The following is a 23,343-nucleotide window of genomic DNA, read 5'->3' as shown; positions in this document are numbered from 1 at the left end:
GCGGACATCTCGTCATTATAGGTGAAAGGACTTTCAATGAAGTATATTGTATAGGGGGGCGGAAAATGGAAGACAGCAAGATAATCGAGCTTTATGAAAGCAGAGATCAGCAGGCTATTTCACAATCGGATATGAAATACGGCGGATACTGTTATTCTGTGGGCTACAATATTCTTGGAGTCAGGGAGGACACGGAGGAGTGCGTGAACGAAACTTGGCTCAGGGCATGGAACTCCATTCCGCCACAGAAACCCAGAATGCTGTCGGCATTTTTCGGGCGGATAACAAGAAATATCGCATTTGACAGATATCGTGCGTCAAAGGCCGCAAAGCGTGGTAAGGGTGAGATAGCGGCGGTCCTGGAGGAGCTTGACGAGTGCATACCTGACAATGACACCACCGAGAGTCTTTGCGACGGCAGACATCTTGAGGGGCTTATAAACGAATTTCTTGGTGAGTTGCAGGAGAGAGACAGAAATATATTTCTCCAGCGATATTGGTTTGCAGTACCTATAAAAGAGATATCAAAAAAGTATGCTATGAACCTGAACACAGTTAAGGCGAGCCTTTTCAGAAGCAGAAATAAGTTAAAGGCTTTGCTTGAAAAGGAGGGAGTTCTTTTATGAAAACAACAGGAGAGGATATTTTCAAAGCTTTGGAAAATGCTGACGAGCATTTTATCGAGGAGTGTCGGCAGAGCGGAAGCGGAGTAAAGATAAAAACCGTGTGGAAAAAGTGGGTGGCTGTGGCGGCCTGTGGTGTTATCGCTGCGGCGACGGGTGTTATGATGTTTGCAGGCAGGTCGGACAAAGATATAAAGGCAAAGTCTGCGGCTGACCAGCAGATGGCAGACGAGGAAGCAACAGTGTCATATAGAGTTCCTTGGGACGAATATGCAATGAATGCAAAATATGAGACGTTTGAATATAACGATGTGGAATATGTTTCAATGGGACATGTTGATAAGTCTTTTCTTGACAGCAAGCTCACCACCATGACTCTTGAAACGGAAAACTATGAGACAAACAAAAAGGAAACAACAAAAGCGGATATTTATTCAATAAAGGACTTGTCACCAAGCGTTTATCTGGCGGTGGTCTTTGATGACGGCTCTGTGGCGTGGTATGATGATTGGAAATACTCACCTGATTACAAAGTCGATATGACCCTTGATGACATAATAAATGACGTAAGTCTTGAAAAAACGGCTCATGTGGACTATGCTTACAATGATGCAGGAATGGGCGGGCTCAGAAAGTATACTAATATTGACCTCTCAAATCTGCTTGACCTGTTAAAGGACGATAATGGTTCATACAATGCGGTCTATGAGGGAGATGCTTATGAGAGCGACCCTGATATTAATTTGTCGGTAACAAATGATGATGAATATTACATTGAGGGCGGAATAACAATAAGTTTCTATGTAGAAAGACTTGACGTCAACGGTACGGCTTATTTTACTGCTAACGGAGATCTGTATGTTCAGCTTTTTGCAGGAGATATATTAAAATTTGATATAGGCGGTGAAAAGGCAGAAAAGCTTGAAAACTGGCTCAATGAGAACTGCGAATACACTGACGAAAAGAAAAACGCTGAGGTCGCTGGCGATGTTGACCCTAGTGAGAAAGCAGTGACTTCTGTCGCCAAGGACGATTCTGATATGGCCGACGAAGTTGATATTGGATATATCGACTATTTTGAGGACGTTGGGGACAATACCTTTACAACAAAGGACGGCAGGCTCACGGCGAAATACTCCTATGAGGTAAGCGGAGGCGAGTTCATAAGCCATATTACCTACACAAACAACTGGGACAAAGACATGGTGCTTGACTTCACGACTGACCAGTATATCACCACAGAGGACAGTAAGGGCAATTCCACGAGCTATGGCGAAAATGGCGACAGAAACACCATGAACACTTTGCTCAAAGCCGGAGAGAGCTACACGTATGACAACAAGACGGATATTGGTGCCGACTACGTGAAAGGCACGGCAAAGATAACGCTTATCGCAAACACTGCAAGCGATAAAAACTGCAATGGAGTAAACTATGTGACGCTAAAAGATATAGAGATAGATTTTCAGTAATGAAATAGTTTAATGTATAGTGGAGAACTGAGTTTTTTTCGATAAAAGATAAAAGCCTGTCGTATCAAATCGATACGGCAGGCTTGTTTTATTTGTGTTTGTAGACCACACGCTCTTTTACGTCTATCTGCTTGTAGGATATTTTGAAGCCTATCCATGTGGCAAACGGATAGAGTAGTGGGAATATGGCGGTCATGATGAAAACAAATGGGGACATATCTTTTACGTCGGCAGAGTGGGCAGCCCAGTCTATAAGAGGATAGAAGCAGGCGTCAAGAAGCTTGTAGGCAGGCATGAAGTTGAACGAGCCGCTGAATTTTGATATCATCAGCAGTATCATTGTGATATAGCATGGTATGCTTGCAATAAGGCCAAGTGTGAAGCCATAGTCAGGGCAATCCTTTTCACCGTGGAATGTGACCTTATTTCTGGCTTCCTCTCCCTGTTTCAGACCAAAGTCAGCCATAAGGCAGACAACTGTAAGAAGTCCTGTAAGACCGAAAATTATATTTGCCAATGCACCGAAAGGCTTTGCAACTGCGATAAAAAAGAGAAATACGAAAATTCCGAAGAACTCTGTTTCCACCCATTTCAGCAGTGCGGTGAGTATAGCTTTTTGTTTGTTGTATTTTTCCATTTTAATACTCCCGATAAAAATAGTATAAGATGATTATACCACGTTATCGTGATATTTTCAACTGTTATGCAGATTTTTCATCTGATAATCACAAAAGCTTCGGGCAGGATAATAACATAAAAAGGAGAGTGATAGACATGAAAAAGCGTGACAAGAGCCGTTTCCCACAGGCGACAGACGGCACAAAGGTATACAAGCCCCATGATGTTATCTCGGCAGGTCAGGAATATGTTGTGACGGACAATTACACTGCGCCAAACGGCAGAGTATACAATCGTCAGGAGCAGAATGCAGGCTGGGCGAGAAAATGGGTAGACGAGAACGAAAAGTAGCCGTTGAAAAACCTCCGCAGGTGTGATATAATTACAGTATATCATGATCTGCGGGGGGTATTTTTATGAAAAAGACAGCATTGGTAACAGGTGGCTCCGGTGGGATAGGTTCGGAGATATGCAGGGCGCTTGCTGAAGACGGCTGGCAGGTGGCTGTATGCTACAAGAATGGCAGGGCGGCGGCGGAAGCTTTGGTATCTGAGCTTAAAGAGCGTGGCTTATGTGCAGAGGTTTTTTACTGCGACATTGGCGACAAGGACTGTATAGATAAATGCGTGGCGGAAGTCAGGGACAGTTTGGGCTTTGTTACGCTTCTTGTAAACAACGCAGGCACAGCAGACATAGAGCTTTTCACTGACATGACTGACGAGAAGCTATGGGAGATGATGAACGTGAATCTTCTTGGCGCAATGCGTATGAGCAGGGCGGTGCTTCCCGGGATGATAAGAGAACACAGCGGAAATGTGATAAATATAACCTCAGTATGGGGCGAAAAGGGAGCTTCCTGCGAGGTTGCGTACTCGGCGGCAAAGGCTGGGCTTATAGGATTTACGAAGGCGTTGGCGAGGGAAGTTGCCATAAGCGGCATAAGGGTGAACTGCGTATCCTGCGGAATGATAGACACGAAAATGAACGGCGAGCTGACGGAGGAAGATGTTCGTGTGATAGTTGATGACATACCGGCAGGCAGGATAGGCAAGCCGAGAGATGTGGCGAATGTTGTGCGTTTTCTCAGTGGAGAGGGAGCAGATTACATTCACGGGCAGGTCGTCAGAGTTGACGGGTGCTGGATATAGGTCACTGGCCGTGACGGGCATTTTACGCTGCAATTTGTGATATGATGTAATTTTGCACCGCTTTTTGAAATGTGTAGGGGAGCGATGCAATTTCTGCTTTGCAGAAATGCGACAGGCCGATATTTCTCGCCCGTTGAATTGTTGAAAAATATCACACAATGTCACCACAAAATAATTTGGCATCAAGGATATGGCAACCACAGCATTACTCCTCCGAGCGAGCTGTCGAGGGCGCCAGCCCCTACAATTCTGAATTTCTACAAGTTCTGAGAACGGGCAAGTTTGTTGTGTCGCAAAATCGCTGCGCTCGGTGCTTGTGTACAACTTTGGTCTGCTATGCCAATTCCTCACTCCTCACTCCTCATTCAGCGTGTATACTCTCCATACACATCTGCATATACTAAGTTAAAACATTTCTCCCCAACAGGACAAGGAGGTCAGTATATGGATTATCTTATGCTTGTGGATAAATTCAATCCCATAGATATGGGATTTTACGATCGTGTGGAGTTGACAGAGGTGAACGGCAAGTTTATGGAATCTCAGGCAGGAAACAGGCTCAGGCTTCTGCTCAAAAAGGCGGAAGCTGACGGCATAAAGCTGAAAATTATTTCCGCCTATCGCTCTTTTGAATATCAGCAGATGCTTTGGGAGCGTGAAGTATCTCACGAAATGTGGGGCGGTCTGAGTTATGAAAAGGCTGTGGAAAAGGTGGGCAGAACTCTCGCTCTCCCCGGGTCAAGCGAACACAACACCGGGCTTGCTGTGGATCTCGGCAGAGAGGGTGACAATGATGTGAGCGAGGATTTTTACAAGACGCCTGAATCACGGTGGCTTTGTGCAAATGCCGCAGATTTCGGCTTTATCCTTCGCTATCCTCGCCTTAAAGAGCAGATGACCGGCATTGATTTTGAGCCGTGGCATTATCGTTATGTGGGCGTTGAAGCCGCTCGTATCATTGCAGAAGGCGGGCTTTGCCTTGAGGAATTTCTGCACTTTTACTCGGAAAAATATATCTGAAAATCCTGTGAAAATAATTGACAGAAAGAGCATTGTGTAGTATAATTATAACAAAGCTATGAGCGATAGCCGCAAGTTTTTGTATGCTATTGCGAAAGAAAGGAAGTTTTGTTATGTCAAACTATTCAAGAAAAAAGTCGTTCTGGACTTTAATGGGTGCGATGATACTTGTTGTTGCGTCAACTGCGCTTTTTGTATACAAATATTTTGAGGATAAGGAGCACGCCGAAAAGTGGAAAGACTATGACGAGTGCGGTATACAGTAAATAACAGACAGCTTTAAAGGCACTGCTTTTTGTGAGCAGTGCCTTTGTATATCAACACAATTCATTGATGTAAAGTTTATCGAAATCGCTGAAAAAGCGTGCTTGCACTTGAAATGCGGTTTGAAATGTGATATAATAGTCGTAATGACCTGATGACAAACTTGTTCTAGGGAGGGACGTTATAATGCAGATAAGAGAATCAGCTGAAAATTATCTCGAAACGATACTTATTCTCAGCCAGCGCAAGGGCAAAGGCGAGGTAAGAAGCATAGATATAGTAAACGAACTTGAGTTTTCAAAGCCGAGCGTAAGTGTGGCAATGAAAAATCTCCGTGAGAACGGCTATATAACTGTTGACAAGGACGGTTATATTCGTTTGACAGACAAGGGCTTGGAGATAGCCGAGAAAATGTATGAGCGTCATACGTTGCTTTCACAGTGGCTCATAAAGCTTGGTGTTGACGAGAAAGTTGCAGTAGAGGACGCTTGCCGTATGGAACACGTTATCAGTGCGGAGTCCTTTGCGGCTATCAAAAAGCACACAGGTATGGCTTGATAAGATGATAATTGCCGTGGGTCTTCCTGCGGCATTTTTTATTGCAAACAAAAAGGGAGAACAGCTTTGTGCCGTTCTCCTTTTTGTTATTTGAATTTGTCTTTGAGCTTGTCAAAGAATGTTTTGCGCTTTGCGTAGTTCTTTTCACCGAGGGACTTTTCGTAGTCACGGAGCTTTTCTTTCTGCTCTTTGGTCAGATTGCGTGGAACTTCAACTGTTACACGAACGTAGTGGTCGCCGTGGTCGTTTCTGTTTACCTTCTTTATGCCCTTGCCTCTCAGGCGGAACACTGTGCCTGTCTGTGTACCCTCCGGCACTGTGTATTTTACCTTGCCGTCAACTGTAGGAACTGTTATCTCGTCACCGAGAGTAGCCTGTGCATAAGTAAGCGGTATCTCTGTCCATACGTCATAGCCGTCACGTTCGAAAATAGGGTCAGGTCGAACTGTAATGTTGATGTGCAGGTCGCCGTTAGGACCTCCGTTTATACCGCAGTTGCCCTCACCGCCTACTCTAAGTGTCTGACCATCGTCGATGCCAGCAGGAACGTTTATCTCCTTTTCAGATACCTTCTTTACTCTGCCCTGACCGTTGCAGGTATGACAAGGGTTGTCGATTATCTGACCCTTACCGCCACAGCGACTGCAAGTCGTGGTCTGAGCGATGTTTCCGAAAGGCGTTCTCTGTGTTATCCTTACTGTACCGGTGCCGTGGCAGTCAGGACAGGTCTTAGGTGAAGAGCCGGCGGCTGCGCCTGTGCCGTGACAGTCAGGACATTTTTCGGCTCTGTTTATGCGAATTTTCACGGTCTTGCCCTTGCAGGCTTCCATGAAGTCAAGAACAACGTTCGCTCTTATATCCTCGCCACGTCTTGGTGCGTTAGGGTTAGCAGAACGTCCGCCACCGAAGCCTCCGCCAAATCCACCGAAAATGGAATCGAAAATATCGCCCATATCGCCAAATCCGCCGAAGCCTCCTGCACCTGCTCCGCCGCCTGCACCGTAGTTCGGGTCTACGCCTGCGTGACCAAACTGGTCATATCTTGCTCTTTTATCTTTATCTGAAAGCACCTCATAAGCTTCATTTACTTCCTTGAACTTTTCCTCGCACGCTTTGTCGCCGGGGTGAAGGTCAGGGTGATACTGCTTTGCAAGCTTACGGAATGCCTTTTTTAATTCATCGTCTGTGGCAGTTTTAGAAACGCCAAGCACTTCATAGTAATCTCTTTTTTCAGCCATATAAACGCCCATGCTCTGTAAGCTGCAGATCGTGAAAGTCTTGGGGCATGGGCTTGCCTCCTTTTTGTAAGTATAGTCCTTTCACGCTTTTCACACAGCCTTTTAATACGGCAATAGCCCCTGCTCGGAAAATCGGAGCAGAGGCAGCCGTTATGATTTATTCTGCGTCAGTAAATTCAGCGTCTATAACGTCGTCGCCGCCGTTGTTTGAAGCGCCGCCGTTGCTGCCGCCATTTGCTCCGCCCATGTTGTTAGGGTCAAAGCCTGCGGCACCGCCTGCTGCCTGCTGTGCCTGTGCAGCCTGCTGATATACCTTAGTTGCAACGCCCTGGAATGTTTCCTCAAGCTCCTTGTGCTTAGCCTTGATAGTCTCGATATCAGTACCCTTGAGGGCTTCCTTAAGAGCGTCTATCTTAGCCTGACAAGCTGACTTGTCAGCAGCGTCTACCTTGTCGCCGAACTCGCCCAGTGACTTTTCAGCCTGGAAGCAAAGCTGGTCAGCAGCGTTTCTAGCGTCAACGTCCTCTTTCTTCTTAGCGTCCTCTGCTGCGAATGCCTCAGCTTCCTTGACAGCCTTATCTATATCGTCCTTAGACATATTTGTTGAAGAAGTGATAGTGATGTTCTGCTCCTTGCCTGTGCCAAGATCCTTAGCAGAAACGTGTACGATACCGTTAGCGTCGATATCGAATGTTACCTCGATCTGTGGAACGCCTCTTGGAGCAGGAGCGATTCCGTCAAGTCTGAACATACCGAGCTGTTTGTTGTCCTTAGCGAACTCACGCTCACCCTGAAGTACGTTGATATCAACAGCTGACTGATTATCAGCGGCAGTTGAGAATATCTGTGACTTCTTTGTAGGTATAGTTGTGTTTCTCTCGATGATCTTTGTGCAGATACCGCCCATTGTTTCAAGACCAAGTGACAGTGGAGTTACATCGAGGAGGAGCAGACCGTCCTTAACGTCGCCTGCAAGTACACCGCCCTGATATGCAGCGCCAAGTGCTACGCACTCATCCGGGTTGATGCCCTTGAATGGCTCTTTGCCAAGGAATTTCTTAACAGCTTCCTGAACGGCTGGTATTCTTGAAGAACCGCCGACCATAAGGACTTTCTGGAGGTCGTTAGCTGACAGACCTGAGTCTGAAAGTGCCTGACGAACTGGTCCCATTGTTGACTCAACAAGGTCTGCTGTCATTTCGTTGAACTTAGCCTGTGTAAGTGTCATTTCAAGATGCTTTGGACCTGTAGCGTCTGCTGTGATGAATGGGAGAGAGATAGTTGATGAAGCAGTAGAAGAAAGCTCTATCTTAGCCTTTTCAGCAGCTTCCTTGAGTCTCTGCATTGCCATTTTATCTCCTGAGAGGTCAACGCCCTCAGTCTTCTTGAACTCTGCGATCATCCAGTCGATAATTCTCTGGTCGAAGTCGTCGCCGCCCAGGTGGTTGTTACCTGCTGTAGCAAGAACTTCTGTAACACCGTCGCCCATTTCGATGATAGATACATCGAACGTACCGCCGCCAAGGTCATAAACCATTACCTTCTGATCATCTTCCTTATCGATACCGTAAGAAAGTGCAGCGGCTGTTGGCTCATTGATGATTCTCTTTACTGTCAAACCTGAGATCTGACCTGCGTCCTTAGTAGCCTGTCTTTGTGCGTCTGTGAAGTAAGCAGGAACTGTGATAACAGCCTCTGTTACCTTTTCACCCAGATAAGCCTCAGCGTCAGCTTTCAGCTTCTGGAGTATCATAGCTGAGATCTCCTGTGGAGTGTAATCCTTGCCGCCCATGTGAGCCTTGTAGTCAGAGCCCATATGTCTTTTGATAGAAATTACAGTGTTGTCATAGTTTGTAACAGCCTGTCTTTTTGCTACCTGACCGATAAGTCTGTCGCCGTTCTTTGAAACGCCAACTACTGACGGAGTTGTTCTTGCACCCTCACTGTTAGGGATAACAACGGCTTCGCCGCCCTCCATAACTGCTACACAAGAGTTTGTTGTACCTAAATCTATACCGATGATTTTGCTCATAAGATCAAGTCCTTTCAAAATTTACTTAATTTATATCAAGACCTTAAGTCCCGATGTCTTTGTTTATGGGTTTGCTACTATTACCATTGCGTGTCTTATGACCTTGCCGCCTATGGTGTAGCCGTTTTGAAGCACCTGCGCCACAATATTTTCACCGAGGTCAGGGTCGTCAACTGTGCTGACCGCCGTTGCAACGTTCGGGTCAAATTCCTTGCCTGCAAGCTCCATGACCTCAACGTTGAGCTTTTTCAGAGCGTCGCTGAACTGATTGAATATCATTTCAACGCCCTGTTTATAAACTGCGTCCTGAGTTTCTGTGCCTAACGCTCTTTCAAAGTTATCAAACACCGGCAGGAAGCCGTTTATCACATTTCCCTTTGCTGTGTCTGTAAGCTCCAGTCTTTCTTTTGCGCTTCTTTTTCTGAAGTTATCATATTCAGCCATAAGTCTGAGATACTTGTCATTTGCTTCGGCAAGCTCTTTTTTCAGCTTTTCTGTTTCGCTCTCCTCCGCCTTTTTCTCTGTATCCTCAGTGGCATTCTCTGCGGTATCCGCCGCTTCTTTTACTTCTTCGCTTTCAGCAGAGGTGTTTTCCTCTTTTTCAAGCTCGGTGTCCTTTTCAGTTTCCTTACTCAATTTACGCCGCCTGCCTTCCTTTTTATTCATTTTCGTCATCTTCTTTGTTTTGCTCTTGTGGCTTTTCGGATATCATTTCCGATATCTTTCCTGTGAAATACTCGAGATATGGGATAAACTTCGCATAGTCGAGCCTCATAGGACCTATAAGCCCCAGCGCACCTGCTGTTTTGCCGTCCTTTGAGAACGGAGCTGTTATAATAGAGGAGTTGTGGATAACAAACCCGTCACGCTCAGGGGAGAACATAACGTGAAGCCCTGAGAACGTATCGTCAATAAATCCTTTAAGCTCCTTCTGATTATCGAGAAAGCTTATTATCTCATTTTGGTTGAAATCCTTGCAGGTGAGAAGATTACTCTGACCTTTGATAGACACGCTGCTCATTTCCTTTGTCATCTTCATTATCTCGGAAACAAGCGGTGAAAGGGTCATCATGTACGTTCCCATTGCTTCTGTGAGCTTTTCAAGATAAGCGTCCGAAAGACTGTCGATAGGCACGCCGTTGAGATTTTCCTTTACGAAGTTATCAAAAAACTCAAGCTGATCCTGACTGAGGTCGAACTCCAATCGGCAAACCTTATTCTTAATAGAGCCGTTGGACGTTATCATCAAAATAACGTACATTCTCTTTCCTGTAGGTATTACCTCTACCTTTGAGATAAGCGAGAACTTTGGCGTTGCGTTTGCGACCACCGCCGCACATTTCGTAAGATCCGCCAATGCCATTGAAGCCTTGTTCACAAGGTCTTCCTCTGTGACATATTCCTGCGGTATCATTGAATCCAGCATCTTCTTTTCATTTGCTGTAAGCTGGTTTTGCTCCATGAGCTGGTCAACATAAAGCCTGTAGCCCTTATATGTTGGTATTCTGCCTGCGGAGGTGTGTGGCTGCTCGAGATAGCCTTGCTTCTCAAGCTCTGCCATTTCATTTCTTATGGTCGCTGAGGACGCTTTGACGTGAGCCATTATCGCCTTTGAGCCTACAGGCTCGCCTGTTACGATATATTCATTGACTACCGCTGAAAGTATTTTCAGCTTGCGGTCGTCCATTTGCTCACCACCCGTTCTTCTTGTTAGCACTTATTGTATTTAAGTGTTAGCACTCTTTCTTCTCGAGTGCTAAGTATAGTTTATACCCTTTTGACGATTTTGTCAAGGGGTTTAAGACTATTTTTCTCACAAATTTCAAAAATATTTGAACTTCTTTTCCGTCATATTGCACAACGCTTTGCTGAAAATGCAAAAAAAGCGGGCAGACCGCAGTGGTCTGTCCGCCCGATGTTGGAAAAAGATCAGATAAAATTATTCTTTTGTATAAGCAGAAAGATCAGGAACAGCAAGTAGGCTGTCGTCCGCTTCGCCTATGGAATCTACAGTGAAGTAAACTGCACTTGATTCGTCAGCACCCTCTGGGAGCAGAACTACCTGCTTAAGGTCATATGTAGCACCGTCAAAGCCGTAAACTATCTGACCCTCACCGCCTGAAACACTGCTGTCGAGGTTATAATACTCTTGAACAACGTTTGTTGTTGTGTCAATATATGCGTGGTCAAAATCGAGGGTCGCGCCGAAAAGAATGTCGGCTGACTTCCACTGATTTCCGTCGTCGTTCTCAATGCTGTAGGTGGTCGTGCCTTCTGAAACGTTGTAAAGCTTTCCGTCGCCAGGGCAAACTGTGTATGACTTCATGCCCTGAACTGTGAGTGCCTGATAAGCCTTGCCGTCCTTTATGCAGATAGCATACTTTGTGCCGTTGTTTGACATCTGACCTGTAAGGTTCGCAAGATAGTTGCCCTCATACTTGTCTTTCATCTGCTCGAAAGCTCTGAAATCACCGTCAACGTCATAATCTGTTGTGCCTGCGCTTGTGGAAGTGCTGTCAGCGGAGCTTTCGTCTGCTGTGCTTTCAACAGGAGCAGCCGATTCTGCGGCAGCCGTCGTTGTAGTAGTTGTTTCAGCCTTTGAAGAGCTTGCAGTATCGCTCTCCGAGCAGCCTGCCATTGCTGTACACATTGCCAAAGCTGCAATAATAGTTACCATTTTCTTGTTCATAATATTTTGCCTCCGAAAAATGACAAGAATTACTCGGCTGACTCAGCGCCTGACTCAACATCGAGTTCAGCGTCATAAGGGATATCGTCAGTGCTCATATCGAAAGACTGCTCTGTCCAACTGTCAAAATCGTCAGGGAGTTTGACTTCAACGTTTTCAGTTGTGAATGAGTTTACTGTAACAGTAGTCGTTGAGCCGTCAGAGATAGTTTCTATCTTAACAATATCCTTTGTGTCAGCATTGAAGTAATACTTGAATGTTGTTGTGAAAGAATGATCGTCAGAATCGCTTGTGTCGAGAGTTACGCCTGATTCAAGCTCGATATCAGGATCTTCTGTGTTTTCAAAAGTTTCGCAGATAAGACCGTCGTCAGTTGTTTCAGAGCTTATGAACTTGTAGCTGTCGTTAATGCCGTAGCCTATTTCGCTCTTGAAGTCGTCGATAGATTCTTCCATATCAACAGTGTAATACGTTTTTGACTCGCTGTCAAGTGTGTACATAACTCCGTCGATACTATAGATATCCATATCCACGCCCATAAAGTTCATTTTCATGTGCATATTGCCGCCTGCTATCTCAACAACGGCTGATGAATTGTCATATTCGCTTGCCACTGTCATGTCGATAGCAAGGCTCTCGCCCTGTATCTTCTTTGTATACTGCGCTGTGAGAGTATCCTCGAGATCTGTGGCTGTGCCTGCTTCTGAAGCAGTTGACTCGTCAGCGGCTGCGCTTGTTTCTGCCTTTGATGTGCTGTCTGCTTTTGATGAGCTTGAAGAACTGCTGTCAGAACAGCCTGCCATTACTGCGCATGACATTATAAGTGAAACGAGAAGTGCAGTTATTTTTTTCATTATAAATACCTCTTTCTAAAATTTTAATAAATTATTATTGTTATATAACCTATACTCAAAACTATAACATATTTCACAAATAACGTCAATAGATTTTGTGAAATATTTTTCCCTTTTTGTATCGAACCACAAATCAGCAAAGCTAAGAATGCATGATTTAGGTATTTATAATCAAACATATTTGTGGTATAATGTGAATAGTAAGAATACAAGGAGCGAATTATGAGATACGATAATATACATAAAGGCAAATTTCTATCAAGACCGAACAGGTTTATCGCAAACGTTGAGATAGACGGCAAGTCTGAGGTCTGCCATGTGAAAAATACGGGCAGATGCAAAGAGCTTTTGATCGAGGGGTGTACTGTTTGGCTTGAGCATTCAGACAGTGCGTCAAGAAAGACCGCTTTTGACCTTGTTGCAGTGGAAAAAGGTGACAGGCTCATAAACATGGACAGCCAAGCCCCGAATAAGGCGGTAGGGGAGTGGCTGAGAGAGAACAGACCCTTTGGCGAGGGCTTCTCGGTCTATCCCGAAAAGAAATACGGCAATTCACGCTTTGATTTTTACTTAGAGTCGCAGGACAGAAAAATTTTCATGGAGGTAAAGGGCTGTACGCTGGAGAAAGACGGCGTTGTGCTTTTCCCTGACGCTCCTACCCTCCGTGGGGTGAAGCATATAGAGGAGCTTTCTCACTGTCTTGATGAGGGGTATGAGTCTTATATAATGATACTCGTTCAGATGAGCGATGTGAAATATTTCACTCCAAATTATGACACTCACCCTGAGTTCGGAGAGGCTTTGGAGAAAGCTTCACGAAAGGGCGTGAAGATACTATGCTATGACTGCAACGTGACCCATGACTCTATGACAGTGGGCAAGCCTGTTAAGGTGAAGCTGGGCAGGTAATATGACGGCTCGTCCTGCATATACATTATAATACTAAGATGTATACGGGAGTGACGGCATTGGATATAAAGAAAGTCTGCCTGCGTTGTGTTGCAGTTATAATTGTGGCGTTCGTTATGCCCACGGGGATATGGCTTTATGCAAGATCTGCAAGCAGGTTCGGCAGGGTGGCGGCTGTGGCGGCAGGGGTGGCTATGGGAGAATACAAGCCTTGTTTCGCTATGGAAAGTGAAACGGACACGGCATCAAAGCCTGTGGTATCAAACAAGCTTGAAGCGGCAGTGGTGTCAAAGCACAGTATATGGGATATGGATATGGCGCCACAGGAAAAGCAAACGCCCTCTGTAAGCTCGGAAGTGCCAAGTCCTTTGCCTGCTCAGGACGTGACTGACAAGATACCATATCCTGCAAGCATGGAGGGAAATGACGGTGTTATAGAAAAATACACCTACGGCAGATATGACGGCGAACAGTATTTCGACCTTGACGGCGGCGGTCAGGTGAGAAACTGCACTGAGCTTTCAAATGATGAGCTTTATGAGGAAAGCTCAAAGCCATATGATTTTCAAATAGACGGAAATTCCTCTGAGCCGCAGATACTTATTTATCATACCCACGCCACGGAAAGCTTTGAGCCCACAGACAAAGACCACTATGACAGCTCCTTTTCCTGTAAGACCACCGACCCTGAAATGAATATGCTGTCGGTAGGGGACAAGATATGTGAACAGCTTGACAAAGCAGGCGTTGCGTATATCCACGATACCCTTGTGCATGATTATCCCAGCTATGACGGCTCTTACGATTCAAGCCGTATGGCGGTAAAGCAGATATTGGAGGAGTACCCCTCTATAAAGGTATGTCTTGACGTTCACCGTGACGGCATAGAGCGTGAGGACGGCACAAGGCTCGCACCTGTGGCGGAGATAGAGGGCAGGGAAGCGGCTCAGCTTATGATAATATCAGGGTGTGATGACGGCACTATGGGTATGCCTGACTATATGAAGAATTTTCACTTCGCTTGTGCCCTGCAGTCGGCTTTGGAGAGCGATTGGCAGGGGCTTACAAGGCCTGTACTTTTCGACTATCGCCACTATAATCAGGACTTGACCACCGGCTCGCTTCTTATAGAGGTGGGAAGCCACGGCAATTCTATCACTCAGGCACAGTATACAGGCGAGCTTATAGGAAAGACCTTGGGTGAGATGTTCGGAGGAGAATAGGTGCAATAACGCACAAAATATGTGTGGCGAATTGTCTTAAAATGCCGAAAATACGGCTTTTAGCGGCTGGTTTCTTGACAAGAACGGGGTTTTGCGTTATAATAAAAGGGACTACATAAACGTTACAGCGTGAGAAATATATAATACGCTTATATTTTGGAGAACTGATATTATGAAAAAATTTTACCCCATGAAAAGAATAGCCGCAGGCTGTATGGCTCTGTGCATAGCTTTTGCCGCCTTTGGTTTTTCTGACGGAAGCGTAAGTGATATCGCATTGGCGGATAACGATACATACAGCAGTCAGCTTGAAGAGCTGAAAAAGCAACAGCAGGAGCTTGATAAGCAGATAGCTGACGCTGACAAAAAGCTTGTCGACGAGCAGGACAACCTTGAGGCTATAAAGAAAAAATATAAGTCCATACAGAAAAAAATAGCAAATTCAGAGAAATATTCCTCTGAGCTTGAAGATCAAATGGCAGAGCTTGACGGCAAACAGCTTGACACTCAGCACAGCCTTGACTTGCAGGAAACTGCAATAAACGAGGGCAAGGACGATTTTATGGAGCGTATTCGTGCAATGTATGTTGCAGGCGGAGCAAATTCGTACACAAATGTGCTGATAAATTCATCTGATTTTTATGACGTTCTTATGAGGATAGAGCTTGTGACGAGAGTTGCAAAGCACGATAATGACGAGCTTAACGAGCTTTTGGATCAGTATAAAAAGCTTGAAAAGACCAAGGCGGAGCTTGATGAGCAGATAAAACAGCTCAAAGCAAAGGCTGAGGAATATGCCAAGGAGCAGAAAACTTTGGCGAGCGAGCAGGCGGAGCTTCTGAAAATGGAGCAGGAGTCGGGCAAGCTTATCGAGCAGATAAAGAACGATAAGAGCGACCTTGAAGATAAGTCACAGCAGGTGGACAATAAGTATTCGGAGGTGTCCTCAAAGGCGAATACCACCACGACTACGACCACCACCAAGAAAAAGACTACCACCACCAAAAAGAGTGGTAACAGCGGTGAAAAGACCACTACCACGAAGAAGCCGGCTCAGACGGAAAAGCCTGACGAAACTACGGCTCAGACTACTACAACTCCGCAGGAAACAGCTAAGCCAAAGCCTGAAACAAGCAAAAAGACCACTACCACAACAACAGCAGCGCCTGCACCTAAGCCTGATTATTCAAGCAGTTCTAAGATAGACACTGTTGTTTCATATGCCAAAAGCATGGTGGGCGGAGCGTATGTATGGGGCGGTTCACAGTTTGGTGCAACGGATTGTTCGGGTCTTGTGATGCTCTCGTTCGCACAGGTGGGAATAAATCTTCCGCACTATGCGGCTTCGCAGGCTTTATACGGTACTACAGTTTCATATAACAACATGAAGAAGGGCGACGTTATCTTCTTTGGCGGAGCGTCGATCTCGAGCATTTACCACGTTGCTATCTATATCGGCGACGGCAAAATGGTACACGCCCAGAACACTGCCACTGGTATCGTTATTTCAAATGTTGAGTATTTTTCAAGATACAACAATATCACTATAATCAAAAGACTTTTATAACGTAAAAACGCAGTCTGCAAGGGCTGCGTTTTTTATATCTATAATGATTCAACAGAAAACGCCACGAAAATTCATATAAAATTACTTAAATGTGAACATTCATTTTCAAACCTATTGACAAAGCTACGTATTTGTGATATAATTAAATCAAATAAAGATTGTAGGCTTTGATAACAATTGCTGTACAAAACAGCAGTAAGGCAGGGGGAAGAAAAATGGATAGTCTGAAAACGTGTTTTTTTGGCGGCTATGATAAGCTTGATACATTAAAATATATCGACACCATAACCAGCGAGATCTATATGCTGGAGTCGGCTATCGAAAAGAAAAAGAACGGTGATAACTTTGTTATCCCCGGAGAAACAGGTCAGCGAAAGCTTAAAGGTTCAGCGCTCGGTGGATTTGCAAAGCCTGATGTGGACAGCTACATCTGTGCGCTTCTGGGAAAGGCGGCTGAGCTTCGTGAAAAGCTTTGCAGCTAACGGCTAATAAAGGCAAAAAATATCCGCAGAGGTCATTTTATATGGCTTCTGCGGTTTTTTTGTCGTATCTAAAAGAGCAAAAAAAATTAATACCCACTTCCATCGGCTGAAATGAGCATTAATTTTTTATAGAATTATGAAAGGGATTCTTTGGTATTTGGTAAAACCTAAAGACGAGGAAATGTATCAGCGACTTGGGGAATCGCAGAGGGAAAGAAGATAAAAACCTGACTTTAAGTTTTACCAATTACCAAAGCTTTTTTTGTATCTTCTGCTGTGATTATATAATACCAGTTCTGTGTGAACCGAATATGAATTTTCAGGAGATTTCGGAGAGTTTTTTGAAAAAAATAAATGTTAATCACCAGTTCACAATTATAAGCTATAATGTCATTATTGGGGAATTCTTTTTTACGAGGGAGGATATTTTATGTTTCAGATACTTGTGGTGGAGGACGACGCAAGCCTTAGAAAGCTCATGTCTGCCGCACTTAAACAGCATGGCTATGTGACTTTTCTTGCAAATGACGGTCTGGAGGCTTTGGACGTTCTTGAAAAAACGAATATAGACCTTATAATTTCAGATATAATGATGCCGAATATGGACGGCTATGAGCTTACAAGACAGCTCAGAAAGGCTGATTTCAATCTGCCTATACTTATGGTCACCGCAAAGGAGACCTTCGAGGACAAGCAGGAGGGCTTTTCTGCCGGCACAGACGATTATATGGTAAAGCCTATTGATATAAATGAGATGATACTCCGTGTGGGTGCGCTTTTAAGGCGTTCAAAAATGGCGTCGGAACATTCTCTTACTGTGGGAAACTGCGTGCTTGATTATGACGCTATGAGCGTGGCGGTTGACGGCGGAGCGGCGGAAACTATACCGCAAATGGAGTTTAAACTGCTTTTTAAACTGCTCAGCTACCCTGACAAGATATTCACACGCCGCCAGCTCCTTGACGAGCTTTGGGGTATGGATAAGGACGTTGACGAGCGTACTGTTGACGTTCACGTTAAAAGGCTGAGAGAGCGTTACGGAAGCTGTGAGTCATTCGATATTGTCACGGTTCGTGGACTTGGCTATAAGGCTGTGAAAAAGCAGTGATAGATAAGCCTGAGGGGTGAGGGGTTTGGATAAGAAAAAGACCAAAAATAAAACAAGTTTGCAGTTTAAGCTGACTCTTATGTTTTTCTTTGTGATGCTGGTGTCGGCTTCTATATCGGTGTCAGTGCTTGTAATGGTGTGCAGTCCTGTAATGAAAAGCAATGCCGAACAGCAGTTGGTGGAGCTTTCCATGGCAATGGATCAGCTTGAAGAAAAGGGCGGTTTTACTGTTGACGAGATAGTTTCCATTGTGAACAATTCAGCCTATAGTCTGTCAGTGGTGGATAAAAACGATTCAAGAGTACACGACCATTTTGCGGATATCGTGCATAAGGGATATTATGTGTCCTCAGAGGGTGTTGTGCCTAACGCAACTATAATCTCCCAGGTCTATGATAAGTTCGTTATCATAGACAGCTTTTCAAGCGACAGCGTTTACTGGGTAGTAAACCTTGTTGTCATCATAGCTTTTATGGTCTGTATCGTTATCGGTACTATTATAACAGCGTTCATGAGCCGAAGCATTATACAGCCTATACGAGATCTTAGTGCGGCGGCGGCTGAGATAGCAAAGGGCAATTTTAAGGTAAGAGTAAGAGAGCCGTCTGATCCTGAATACAGCATACTTGCGCAGAACTTTAACAAAATGGCTGAGGAGCTTGCAGGTACGGAAACGCTGAGAGGCGATTTTATCTCAAACGTTTCCCACGAGTTCAAAACGCCTCTGGCTTCCATACAGGGCTTTGCAAAGCTTCTGCAATCTGACGATATAACCGAGCAGGAGCGTGAGGAATACACGCAGATAATAATCGACGAAACATCACGGCTTTCAAAGCTTTCGTCAAATATTTTGAGGCTCACAAAGCTTGAAAATCAGAAAACAGTGGGCAAAAAGACAAGATTTTCTCTTGACGAGCAGATAAGAAAAATACTTCTTGTGCTTGAACCTGAGTGGTCGAAGAAAAAAATCGACCTTGATATCGACCTTGAGGATATCATGTATGTGGGCAGTGAGGAGCTTATGGCGCAGATATGGCAGAATATCATCAACAACGCTATCAAGTTCACCCCGGAGGGCGGAAAGATAAGCGTGAAGCTTTTCCGCAGCGAGAAGAATATTTCGGCGGAGATATGGGACAACGGTCCGTCTATAGCCCCTGACGTAAAGGCGAAGATATTTGATAAGTTCTATCAGGGCGACCGCTCCCGTGCAACAGAGGGCAACGGTCTTGGACTTGCACTTGTAAAAAGGATAATCGAGCTTTCCGAGGGCAGCATAGAGGTAGAAAACGATATGAAAAAAGGCGGCGTTTGCTTCCGCATAAGCCTGCCTTATCTTATTGAGGATATGATGTAGTGTAGGTGCGACCGTGGGTCGCCCGCCTATCACAACCCATTATACATACGAAGAATTTTTGCAAACAAAAAGGAGCAGTTCATTGCGAATTGCTCCTTTTATCTGTCTATCATATTTTAGAACAGACTTGCCACAAAGCCTGCTGCCACACCGAAAACATAAAGTATTCCCATTATGGCGAAATTCTCTTTCATGTTGTGCTTGTTGGTCTTGAAAAGCACCAGAAGTCCCACTCCTGCTCCTGTGCAAAGTCCTGCGATAAGCGAGCCGAAGCTCACAACGCCCTCGATATAAAGCTGAGTGAGAACAACAGAAGCCGCACAGTTCGGGATAAAGCCTATTATTCCTGCTATGAACGGCTGAACTATGCTGTCAGACATAAGCAGGGTCTTTACTGTGTCCTCTCCTGCAAACTCCATTACCGCACCGAGAATAAGGTTTACCGCAAATATAAAAAGTATTATGCTTACAGTGTGGTGAAGTGCCGAGTGCAAAATACTGTGGTGTTCGCAGTCGCAGTCCTCGCATATCTCCTTGAAAGGCTCTTCGTCCTGCTTTTTGCCCATAAGCTTTAAGATAAGGTCAACAAGCACACCTACTATTATAGCCACAGCTACCTTTATGAGAATAAGCTGCCAAAGCTTGCCGGCAAATGCAGGGTTTGCTATCATCATTGGTATTGCCTCGTCGCTTGTGGCAAGGTATACCGAAATGAGAGTTCCCATAGTGATGAGCCTGCCTGAATAAAGGTTGGAAGCCACAACGGAAAATCCGCACTGGGGCACTGCTCCAAGTATGCTTCCTCCTATCGCACCAAAAGGTCCCATTTTTCTAAGAGCCTTTCCAAGCTTGTCGGCAGAACGATGCTCTATATACTCTATAAGCAGATAAACTCCGAACAGAAAAGGCAGGATCTTAAGGCTGTCTATTAATGCGTCAAGAAAAACGTCAACTAAAGTTTCAAACATATATCTATCTCCTGTAAATTATCTATGGTTTTAAAACGGTCTTTATGTCAACTCGACTATTATACAATATTTATTCAGCCTTGTCAATCTTATGTTTATATGATAATCTGTTCATTTGTTTACCCTTTTCAGCAACAAAAAAACGAGCGAAGTTTCTCCGCCCGTTTGATGTTTTTATTCTGTTTTATACAGAACGCTTTGTAAAGCCGTCCCATGCAGTGAGTAGGAACACCACCATGTGTGCTATAAGAACGCCTACGGCAAATGTCACGCTGTGCTGAGCAAATATTGAGTAGCCCTTTGAGATAGAAGCAAGGTCTGTGTTTGCGAACACAAGGAATCTTGCCCAATCCTGTCCAAGCTGACCCAAAAGCTGTGTGACCGTTGAGCCTATGCACATTGTGAATACGCTGACGCCGATAGCAAGAGCTGTGCTTCTTACAAGTGACGAGATAGCGAACGCCAGTGTTGACATTACCACCATTTCAACGCTTTTCATCAGATATTGCTCTGCCGCATAAAGCAGTGTAGGCATTTCCTTTACCTCGCCGCCGCTTACATAGATATAAGGCGTTGAGAAGCCGTCAAAGCCGAGCATAAGCCCTGTAATAGGTATCATCACAACGAAAAGTATGCAAAGCATTATGTAACCCACTGTGATGACAGTGAAGTATTTTGACATGAGTATCTTCCAGCGTTTAACAGGGTTTATAAGCAGGAACTTGACAGTTCCCTGTGAAAATTCAGAGGATACAATACCGCCTGCGATAACGATAGCAAGCAGTGCGACTACTGTTACAAGGGAAGTGCTTGTGAGGAACACTGTCCAGAATGTTATCTGCTCAGGCTCGCTTGTTTCAAACAGCGTCATTTGGTTTGCAGTGTTGTCGAGCTTATCATTGTCAAGCTGATAGAGTGCAAGTTTTATATTATCCTCCAGCTTTGCTCTGCTGTTCTGACCGTCAGACTTTGCGTCGCCCATGGTCGCAATGGTGTTTTTTGCGTTTGCAACTGTCATGATAAGATCGTTTTTCTTCTCGTTTGACTTGTCAAAGGAAATATCCTTGTCCAACCTGTATTGATATTCCCACTTTTCGCCCTCTGTGAGTATGTCATTATCCAGCCTGTATTGACAGAAGCCACGCCAATCGTTGTCGTCAAGATACTTCTTTATTCCTGACATATCACCGGTGCCGTCTGCAAACATGGCTGACAGTACATCATATCTCCAATCATCGCTGTCGATATCGTTGTCGATCAGATACTGCCACATTGCGATCTCGTTAGGGTCGCCGTTTGTGTCTTTGAGCCAATCTATGGTTTGCTGATAATCACCAGTTGCGTCATAGCTTGAATAGTTGTTGCTCTCCATGTTGTGCTTTGCAAAAAGTGCAATGCCTGAAAGTCCAAGCGCACATATTATTATAAGCACGATCATTATTTTTGTGGATAGCTTTTTGAAAACCTTTATGTACTCGTTTTTCACAAGTCTGAAAAATCTAGCCAATCTGTACGCCCCCTTCCTTTCCTCCTGTAAGCTCGATGAATACGTCCTCAAGCTTCTTGTTCTCTCTGCGGTGAACAGTGTAAAGTGAAACTCCGCCCTCGATAAGCGTCTTGCTCACCGAGGCTATCTTTTTCTTCTCTATCTCCACAGGGATAGAAAGGACAACTGCACCTGTTTCCTTGTCGATACGCTTGCCCTCGTCTGCGAGCTTTATAAGACTCATAGCCTTTTGCGGGTCGTCAACTTCAAGTACATATTCAGCAATTGAGCTGTCAGACTGTGAGATAAGCTCCTCCATTGTGTATGAGCCTATCATTTTTCCGTTTGCGATAATGCCCACTCTGTCGCACATCATTTCCATTTCGCTCATGAGATGTGACGATACCACAACGCAAGTACCTTCCTTGTGAGCAAGCTCTTTGAGTATGTCACGAAGCTCCTTTATGCCCTGCGGGTCAAGACCATTTGTAGGCTCGTCAAGGATAAGAAGCTTTGGTCTGTGGAGGATAGCCTGCGCAACGCCAAGACGCTGACGCATACCCAGAGAGTATTTCGACACCTTGTCATTAATGCGGTTTGAAAGCCTTACAAGCTCCACCACCTCTTTGATACGCTCCTCAGTTACTCCATCTCTCATTCTTGCATACTGACGGAGATTTTCCATTCCAGAAAGATACTTATACATCTCAGGGTTTTCAACAATGCCTCCAACGTTCGCCATTGCGCCCTCAAAGTCTTTTCTGATATCCTTTCCGTCAATGGATATCTCCCCCTCGTCAAGCTGTAAAAGCCCTACGGCTATCTTTATAGTCGTGGTCTTTCCTGCACCGTTAGGACCGAGAAAGCCGTAGACCTCGCCGCCGTAACATTCCATGTCGATACTGTGAAGTATCTGCTTTTTGCCAAGGGTCTTGTTAAGTCCCTTTATCTTCAGAATAATATCACTCAACGCTGTCTGCCCCCTCGCTGTCGGTATTTTCTGCACTGCTGTCCGAAACTATCTCAGACTCAGCCTTGCTTTCATCAGCCACGCTGTCACTGTTGTTATCATCAAAGTTGTAATCCTCGCCATATCCATAGTCGCTGGACGTTGCTATCTTCCAGCCGTCAGAGGTACGCAAAAGATAAAATTCAGCATATTCATAACTGAAAATCGCCTTGTATGAAGATTTGCTAGGCTCATAGTTGTCGGAATTTGTGTAGTTACCGCTTGTCATGGTGTTTATGCCGTTGGTTGTGAGAAAAGTTGGGTCGCCCTTTGATACGTCATAGCACACATTGTATATCATAATGACCTTAGCTCCGTCAGCTCCACTCTTGTTTATTGACATCTCTTTTATGTCATACTCAGCCGAGGTGATATCTCCTCCCTGCGTTGCAACTTCAGCTTGGTTTATTTCGTCCAGAAGTCCAGACTTTGACGAAGCGTACTCATTGTCAGAAGTGGTGTAGTCAGTATAATGCTTATTCACAAAATCTGTCAGTTGACTTTTTAACTTATCACTGCTTCCAACGTTTGCACTTGTCAAGTCTGCGATATAATCCCTCATGGTCTGTTCTATCTCAGGCTTGGAAGTCTTGAACTGGTTGTTATCATACACTGAGTAGCATACAACGCCCAGCGCAAGTACACCGCCAAGAACCAAACCTCTGTTTATGTTTCTTAGTTTCACTGTTTCTCCTCCTTGTGTTTTACCTTTTTCAGA

General features: G+C 44.8%; 24 protein-coding genes. 13 read left to right on the top strand and 11 right to left on the bottom strand.

Annotated features, from left to right (window positions below):
* The first annotated feature begins 65 nt into the window (after positions 1-65).
* Both DWW81_RS08220 and DWW81_RS08215 read left to right on the top strand, forming a co-directional pair.
* The gene (locus DWW81_RS08220) at positions 66-626 is read left to right on the top strand and encodes an RNA polymerase sigma factor (RefSeq protein WP_117897324.1); all 561 of its coding nucleotides are present in this window, start codon (positions 66-68) and stop codon (positions 624-626) included.
* Positions 623-2,095: a hypothetical protein gene (locus DWW81_RS08215; protein ID WP_117897323.1), complete on the top strand. Its 1,473-nt coding sequence runs from the start codon at positions 623-625 to the stop codon at positions 2,093-2,095. Before DWW81_RS08220 ends, DWW81_RS08215 begins: the two co-directional genes overlap by 4 nt.
* Positions 2,096-2,183: 88 nt before the next feature.
* Here DWW81_RS08215 and DWW81_RS08210 read toward each other — a convergent pair whose 3' ends face one another.
* On the bottom strand, positions 2,184-2,732 hold the full coding sequence (locus tag DWW81_RS08210; RefSeq protein ID WP_117877304.1) for a hypothetical protein: 549 nt from the start codon (positions 2,730-2,732) through the stop codon (positions 2,184-2,186).
* A gap of 137 nt (positions 2,733-2,869) precedes the next feature.
* Here DWW81_RS08210 and DWW81_RS08205 point away from each other — a divergent pair, with 137 nt between their 5' ends.
* From DWW81_RS08205 to DWW81_RS08185, 5 genes are all read left to right on the top strand, one after another.
* Positions 2,870-3,064, top strand: coding sequence for a hypothetical protein (locus tag DWW81_RS08205; protein WP_117897322.1), 195 nt, complete (start codon positions 2,870-2,872; stop codon positions 3,062-3,064).
* A gap of 65 nt (positions 3,065-3,129) precedes the next feature.
* Complete coding sequence (fabG, locus tag DWW81_RS08200; RefSeq protein WP_117897321.1) at positions 3,130-3,861, top strand: 3-oxoacyl-ACP reductase FabG; 732 nt, start codon at positions 3,130-3,132, stop codon at positions 3,859-3,861.
* A gap of 444 nt (positions 3,862-4,305) precedes the next feature.
* Entirely contained in the window at positions 4,306-4,881 is a 576-nt protein-coding gene (locus tag DWW81_RS08195) for a M15 family metallopeptidase (protein WP_117956729.1), read from the top strand.
* 113 nt (positions 4,882-4,994) lie between these two features.
* Positions 4,995-5,147 (top strand): hypothetical protein, encoded by a 153-nt coding sequence (locus DWW81_RS08190; RefSeq protein ID WP_242989409.1) that lies wholly within the window; start codon positions 4,995-4,997, stop codon positions 5,145-5,147.
* Between the two features lie 184 nt (positions 5,148-5,331).
* Complete coding sequence (locus tag DWW81_RS08185) at positions 5,332-5,703, top strand: metal-dependent transcriptional regulator (RefSeq protein ID WP_022287718.1); 372 nt, start codon at positions 5,332-5,334, stop codon at positions 5,701-5,703.
* A gap of 86 nt (positions 5,704-5,789) precedes the next feature.
* On the opposite strand, the gene dnaJ is transcribed toward DWW81_RS08185, so the two are convergent.
* The 6 genes from dnaJ to DWW81_RS08155 form a co-directional block, all read right to left on the bottom strand.
* Positions 5,790-6,941, bottom strand: a complete 1,152-nt coding sequence (dnaJ, locus tag DWW81_RS08180) for a molecular chaperone DnaJ (protein ID WP_117897356.1) — start codon at positions 6,939-6,941, stop codon at positions 5,790-5,792.
* 157 nt (positions 6,942-7,098) lie between these two features.
* Complete coding sequence (gene dnaK / locus DWW81_RS08175; RefSeq protein ID WP_117897318.1) at positions 7,099-8,973, bottom strand: molecular chaperone DnaK; 1,875 nt, start codon at positions 8,971-8,973, stop codon at positions 7,099-7,101.
* 63 nt (positions 8,974-9,036) lie between these two features.
* Positions 9,037-9,639 carry a nucleotide exchange factor GrpE gene (gene grpE / locus DWW81_RS08170; RefSeq protein WP_117897317.1) on the bottom strand — a complete coding sequence of 201 codons (603 nt, stop codon included), beginning with the start codon at positions 9,637-9,639 and terminating at the stop codon, positions 9,037-9,039.
* Positions 9,632-10,690, bottom strand: coding sequence for a heat-inducible transcriptional repressor HrcA (hrcA, locus tag DWW81_RS08165; protein ID WP_243004731.1), 1,059 nt, complete (start codon positions 10,688-10,690; stop codon positions 9,632-9,634). Before hrcA ends, grpE begins: the two co-directional genes overlap by 8 nt.
* A 222-nt stretch (positions 10,691-10,912) precedes the next feature.
* Positions 10,913-11,662, bottom strand: coding sequence for a hypothetical protein (locus DWW81_RS08160; RefSeq protein WP_117897316.1), 750 nt, complete (start codon positions 11,660-11,662; stop codon positions 10,913-10,915).
* A gap of 29 nt (positions 11,663-11,691) precedes the next feature.
* Positions 11,692-12,516 carry a hypothetical protein gene (locus DWW81_RS08155; protein ID WP_117897315.1) on the bottom strand — a complete coding sequence of 275 codons (825 nt, stop codon included), beginning with the start codon at positions 12,514-12,516 and terminating at the stop codon, positions 11,692-11,694.
* A 222-nt stretch (positions 12,517-12,738) separates the two neighbouring features.
* On the opposite strand from DWW81_RS08155, the gene sfsA reads away from it, so the two are divergent.
* From sfsA to DWW81_RS08125, 6 genes are all read left to right on the top strand, one after another.
* Positions 12,739-13,425, top strand: a complete 687-nt coding sequence (gene sfsA, locus DWW81_RS08150; protein WP_117897314.1) for a DNA/RNA nuclease SfsA — start codon at positions 12,739-12,741, stop codon at positions 13,423-13,425.
* Between the two features lie 59 nt (positions 13,426-13,484).
* The gene (locus tag DWW81_RS08145; protein WP_117897313.1) at positions 13,485-14,648 is read left to right on the top strand and encodes a stage II sporulation protein P; all 1,164 of its coding nucleotides are present in this window, start codon (positions 13,485-13,487) and stop codon (positions 14,646-14,648) included.
* 172 nt (positions 14,649-14,820) lie between these two features.
* On the top strand, positions 14,821-16,215 hold the full coding sequence (locus tag DWW81_RS08140; protein ID WP_117897312.1) for a C40 family peptidase: 1,395 nt from the start codon (positions 14,821-14,823) through the stop codon (positions 16,213-16,215).
* 215 nt (positions 16,216-16,430) lie between these two features.
* Positions 16,431-16,697, top strand: a complete 267-nt coding sequence (locus DWW81_RS08135) for a hypothetical protein (RefSeq protein WP_022287708.1) — start codon at positions 16,431-16,433, stop codon at positions 16,695-16,697.
* Between the two features lie 430 nt (positions 16,698-17,127).
* On the top strand, positions 17,128-17,805 hold the full coding sequence (locus DWW81_RS08130) for a response regulator transcription factor (protein WP_022287707.1): 678 nt from the start codon (positions 17,128-17,130) through the stop codon (positions 17,803-17,805).
* Between the two features lie 25 nt (positions 17,806-17,830).
* On the top strand, positions 17,831-19,162 hold the full coding sequence (locus tag DWW81_RS08125) for a sensor histidine kinase (protein ID WP_242989586.1): 1,332 nt from the start codon (positions 17,831-17,833) through the stop codon (positions 19,160-19,162).
* Positions 19,163-19,278: 116 nt separating this feature from the next.
* On the opposite strand, the gene DWW81_RS08120 is transcribed toward DWW81_RS08125, so the two are convergent.
* The 4 genes from DWW81_RS08120 to DWW81_RS08105 all read right to left on the bottom strand — a co-directional run bounded on the left by DWW81_RS08120 (position 19,279) and on the right by DWW81_RS08105 (position 23,310).
* A complete protein-coding gene (locus DWW81_RS08120) occupies positions 19,279-20,130 on the bottom strand; it encodes a putative manganese transporter (RefSeq protein ID WP_117897311.1) in 852 nt (283 codons plus the stop codon).
* 184 nt (positions 20,131-20,314) lie between these two features.
* Complete coding sequence (locus DWW81_RS08115) at positions 20,315-21,637, bottom strand: ABC transporter permease (RefSeq protein ID WP_117897310.1); 1,323 nt, start codon at positions 21,635-21,637, stop codon at positions 20,315-20,317.
* The gene (locus DWW81_RS08110; protein WP_242989585.1) at positions 21,630-22,586 is read right to left on the bottom strand and encodes an ABC transporter ATP-binding protein; all 957 of its coding nucleotides are present in this window, start codon (positions 22,584-22,586) and stop codon (positions 21,630-21,632) included. The genes DWW81_RS08115 and DWW81_RS08110 overlap by 8 nt, the downstream gene beginning before the upstream one ends.
* Entirely contained in the window at positions 22,579-23,310 is a 732-nt protein-coding gene (locus DWW81_RS08105; protein WP_117897309.1) for a hypothetical protein, read from the bottom strand. Before DWW81_RS08105 ends, DWW81_RS08110 begins: the two co-directional genes overlap by 8 nt.
* Positions 23,311-23,343 lie beyond the last annotated feature (33 nt).

Source organism: Ruminococcus sp. AF17-1AC (genome assembly GCF_003461385.1).
In the GTDB taxonomy this organism is placed as follows: domain Bacteria; phylum Bacillota; class Clostridia; order Oscillospirales; family Ruminococcaceae; genus Hominimerdicola; species Hominimerdicola aceti.
This window is presented reverse-complemented; position numbering and strand designations above follow the sequence as displayed.